Source organism: Synechococcus sp. R6-10, assembly GCF_047461815.1.
Classification (GTDB): domain Bacteria; phylum Cyanobacteriota; class Cyanobacteriia; order Thermostichales; family Thermostichaceae; genus Thermostichus.
Genome location: NZ_JANSHW010000083.1, coordinates 1 through 3776 on the forward strand (window position 1 = coordinate 1; position 3776 = coordinate 3776).

The following is a 3776-nucleotide window of genomic DNA, read 5'->3' on the forward strand; positions in this document are numbered from 1 at the left end:
CGGGGATCCCTGTATCCCGGTGCTCACCCTGCGGGTAGAGTGCAGGACTGATTGCCCCTGCACCTCCGTTAGCTAAATCGTTGAGTTGCTCTGCAAGCTAAGATCGGCAAACCCTGTTCCATCGATGAGGATCCGCGTCGGCCATGATGACCGTAATGGAGTTTTTCGCCCTCAGTGCTGGGGAGTGGATGTGCCAACGCACCAGCCATCACTTGGCTTTTCGCCGCTCTGAGGGTGGGAGGTCGCGGCTACAAATTGCCACCCTTGCGGCAACCGATCCAGCAGTCATCCGGGTTTGCGAGTTGTTCAGGGTGGATCCCCGACGAGCTGTGGGAGCAGCGCGGGTGCGGTGGGATGGCGAGCAGGAGTGGGACAACGAAGAGTACAAGGGAGACGTGGTGCTGGTACCTATCCCCGATGAGACCGATCCCATGCGCGGGCAGTTGCTGCGGGATCAGGGCTACGCTGAGAAAGTACCGGTGGCCGGTACCTATGTCATGGGATCCGATGGCGCCCTTACCCTTTACACCCAGTATGAGATGACTGAGTCGGAAGAGCGCATTTGGTTTGCCAGCCCCAACTTGCGCCTGCGGGCCAGCACTGTCAAGCGGTTCGGTGGCTTCAGCATGGCTTCTTTCTGCTCCGAGGTGCGCAAACTCTCCGCCGGCCCTTCTCCCACCCCTACGGTGGCCGAATCCAGCTCTTTCCGCAGCTAGAGCGTTTTCTCCTCAACCGCAACACGGGTTGTGCCATGCACCAAGTCTTGGATCTGGGGATTAACCTGCTCCACGCCAATCAACACCAGGCCGACCACAACCGGGAGCATTTTGATGCCTGGGGAGTAACCTGTCTGAACCTCATGAGCGCGCCGGGGGCGGGTAAGACGTCTTTGCTGGAGAAAACCGTGGCCGCTCTTGCCGGCTCGCTGCGCCTGGCGGTGATCGAGGGGGACATGACGACCCAACTGGACGCGGAGCGGCTGCGTCGCTACGGGATCCCGGTGATTGCCATCAACACGGGGCGGGCCTGTCATTTGGATGCGGCCATGGTGGCCGGGGGCTTGCAGCAATTGGAAGCACTGCTGGATCCCCAACAACTGGATTTGCTGCTGGTGGAAAATGTCGGCAACTTGGTCTGCCCGGCGGAGTTTGAGGTGGGGGAACACGCCAAGGTAGCACTGCTCAGCGTCACAGAAGGAGAAGACAAGCCTCTCAAGTACCCAATCATGTTTCGAGAGGCGGATTGTCTGCTGATCACCAAAGTGGATCTGGTTCCTGTGTTGGAGGTGGATTTGGATCGGATCCAGGCCAATATCCGCGAGATCAACCCTTCTGTGCCGATTTTTTGTCTTTCTGCCAAGACGGGTGACGGGCTGGAGCCCTGGCTGGGCTGGATCCGAGAGCAGATTCTCCTTGCCCAACACCGACGGCAGCCGCAGTGAAGGGTATCATACTGAGCATCTAGCCGTGGAACTCTCCTCACCTGAGCTGGCCAGGCAGGGGATGAGTTAGCACCTCTGGCGGGTCAATTTGCAGATAACTTGTGTGGATGGAAAATCCCGGCTATGGCCAATTTAAGTGACTTTGTACAGGGCATTGAGCAGTTGATCGAGCTGGCTCAGAAGCTGGACGAGAAAAAGCAAAGTGGAGAGCTGCGAACCGAAGTCCGCATCCAGGCCCGTCCTCTGGGCAGTTCTATTCCCCCTTCCGGCTCCATCCCCCGCCGCCGCAGCCCTGCCCAAACGGGGGATCCCCCCTGGAGCAGCGAGCCCCAAGTGATGTCTGCGGTTCGCTTCCAGGAACCGTCCAAGGCCGCTGTGCCCGACCCGCCAGCAACTTCTGCCGACCGCCCAGAGTCTTGGGCTGGGCCACGCCTCAAGGATGTGGGGGGACTGAGGGAACAGCTCCAAGCGCTGCGGGAGATGGTGGAGATCCCCCTCAAGCGGCCCGATCTGCTGGCCAAGCTGGGATTGGATCCGCCCCGCGGCGTGTTGTTGGTAGGCCCCCCCGGCACCGGCAAAACCCTGACGGCCCGCGCCCTGGCCGAGAGCCTGGGGGTGAACTACATCGCCATTGTCGGCCCGGAGCTGATCGGCAAGTACTACGGCGAGGCGGAGGCGCGCCTGCGGCAACTGTTTGAAAAGGCAGCCAAATCGGCTCCCTGTCTGGTGTTTATTGACGAAATCGATGCCTTGGTGCCCAACCGCGCCACTGTCGAGGGGGAGGTGGAAAAACGCCTGGTGGCCCAGATGCTGGGGCTAATGGACGGGTTTGTGGCCCAAAAGAGGATCGTGGTGCTGGCAGCCACCAACCGGCCCGAGGCTCTGGATCCGGCTCTGCGGCGACCGGGGCGCTTTGATCGGGAGGTGATCTTCAAGGTGCCGGACCGGGAGGGGCGGCGGGAGATCCTGGCCATCCACACCCGCGGCATGCCCTTGGCGGAGGATGTGGATCTGGACAGCCTGGCGGATCAGACGCTGGGCTTTGTGGGGGCAGATCTGCGGGGCCTGTGCCAGGCAGCAGCCTATGCGGCTTTGCGGCGGCAGGTGCCCGATTTGGGATCCCCCATCCCCGAGTCCCTGACGGTAACCGCAGCGGATTTTCAACAGGCTCTGCAACAGGTGAAGCCGGCGGTGCTGCGCTCGGTGGAGATTGAATCCCCGCAGGTGAGCTGGGATCAAATTGGCGGCCTGGAGCACGCCAAGCAGATTTTGCAAGAGGCCATCGAGGGATCCCTGCTGCACCCTGAGTTGTACGAGCAGGCTCAGGCCCAAGCGCCCAAGGGCATCCTCCTCAGCGGCCCCCCTGGCACTGGCAAAACCCTGTTGGCCAAAGCCATCGCTTCCCAGGCCAAGGCTAACTTCATTGCCGTCTCCGGCCCGGAGCTCTTGAGCAAATGGGTGGGATCCTCCGAGCAGGCGGTACGGGAACTTTTTGCCCGCGCCCGCCAATGCGCCCCCTGTGTCATCTTCATCGACGAGATCGACACCCTCGCCCCGGCGCGGGGAAGCTACTCCGGGGATAGTGGGGTCAGCGACCGCGTTCTGGGGCAGCTGCTGGCAGAGCTGGACGGGATCCGCCCCAGCCAGGGGGTGTTGGTGGTGGCCGCCACCAACCGCAAAGCCAGTTTGGATCCCGCCCTCACCCGGGCCGGCAGGTTGGAGCTGCACCTGAGCGTGGAGCTGCCGGATCGCAGCGGGCGACGGGAAATTTTGGCCGTTCACAACCGCAAGCGTCCCCTGGGGCCTGATGTGGACTTACAGGGGTGGGCCGAGCAGACCGAAGGTTGGAGTGGTGCCGACCTGGCCCTGCTCAGCAACCGCGCCGCCATTGCCGCCATCCGCCGCCACCGCGCCACTTCCGAGACGGTGGATGCCAAAACCCTGGTCATCCAACAGGAAGACTTCTGTCGAGCCTTTGCCGAGCTGCAGCAGCAACGCCAAGCCGGCTGATCCCAGCCTGAGGGCTATTCCCATCACGCCAGCGGTTCGGAGCACCTTCAAACTTTCAAAATCAAAAGACTGGGATCCCTTGCCATTCTGGTTGGCTGTGGGCGTGGGCTGACTCACCGCAGGTGCGGGGGGTGGGAAAGATCTTGCCGGGGTTGGCGATGTGCTGGGGGTCGAACACCTGCCGCACCCATTGCATGCTCTCCAGATCCGCAGGCGTAAACATTTCCGGCATGTAGCAGCGTTTGTCTGCCCCGATGCCATGTTCGCCGGAGATGCTGCCCCCCAAGCGCACGCAGAGCTTAAGGATCTCGCCCCCCAGTTTCTC

The 3776-nt window shown here is 62.1% G+C and carries 4 protein-coding genes; 3 read left to right on the forward strand and 1 reads right to left on the reverse strand.

Annotated elements, in window-relative coordinates:
* Positions 1–146 precede the first annotated feature (146 nt).
* The 3 genes from NW837_RS02810 to NW837_RS02820 all read left to right on the forward strand — a co-directional run bounded on the left by NW837_RS02810 (position 147) and on the right by NW837_RS02820 (position 3451).
* Entirely contained in the window at positions 147–716 is a 570-nt protein-coding gene (locus NW837_RS02810; protein ID WP_414329173.1) for a phycobiliprotein lyase, read from the forward strand.
* Positions 717–751: 35 nt separating this feature from the next.
* Positions 752–1441 (forward strand): hydrogenase nickel incorporation protein HypB, encoded by a 690-nt coding sequence (gene hypB, locus NW837_RS02815; protein ID WP_414329170.1) that lies wholly within the window; start codon positions 752–754, stop codon positions 1439–1441.
* A 123-nt stretch (positions 1442–1564) separates the two neighbouring features.
* On the forward strand, positions 1565–3451 hold the full coding sequence (locus NW837_RS02820; protein ID WP_414329171.1) for an AAA family ATPase: 1887 nt from the start codon (positions 1565–1567) through the stop codon (positions 3449–3451).
* 61 nt (positions 3452–3512) lie between these two features.
* Here the strand turns inward: NW837_RS02820 and NW837_RS02825 are convergent.
* Positions 3513–3776 (reverse strand): FAD-linked oxidase C-terminal domain-containing protein (locus NW837_RS02825; protein WP_414329172.1); only part of this gene is annotated, 264 nt, incomplete at its 5' end.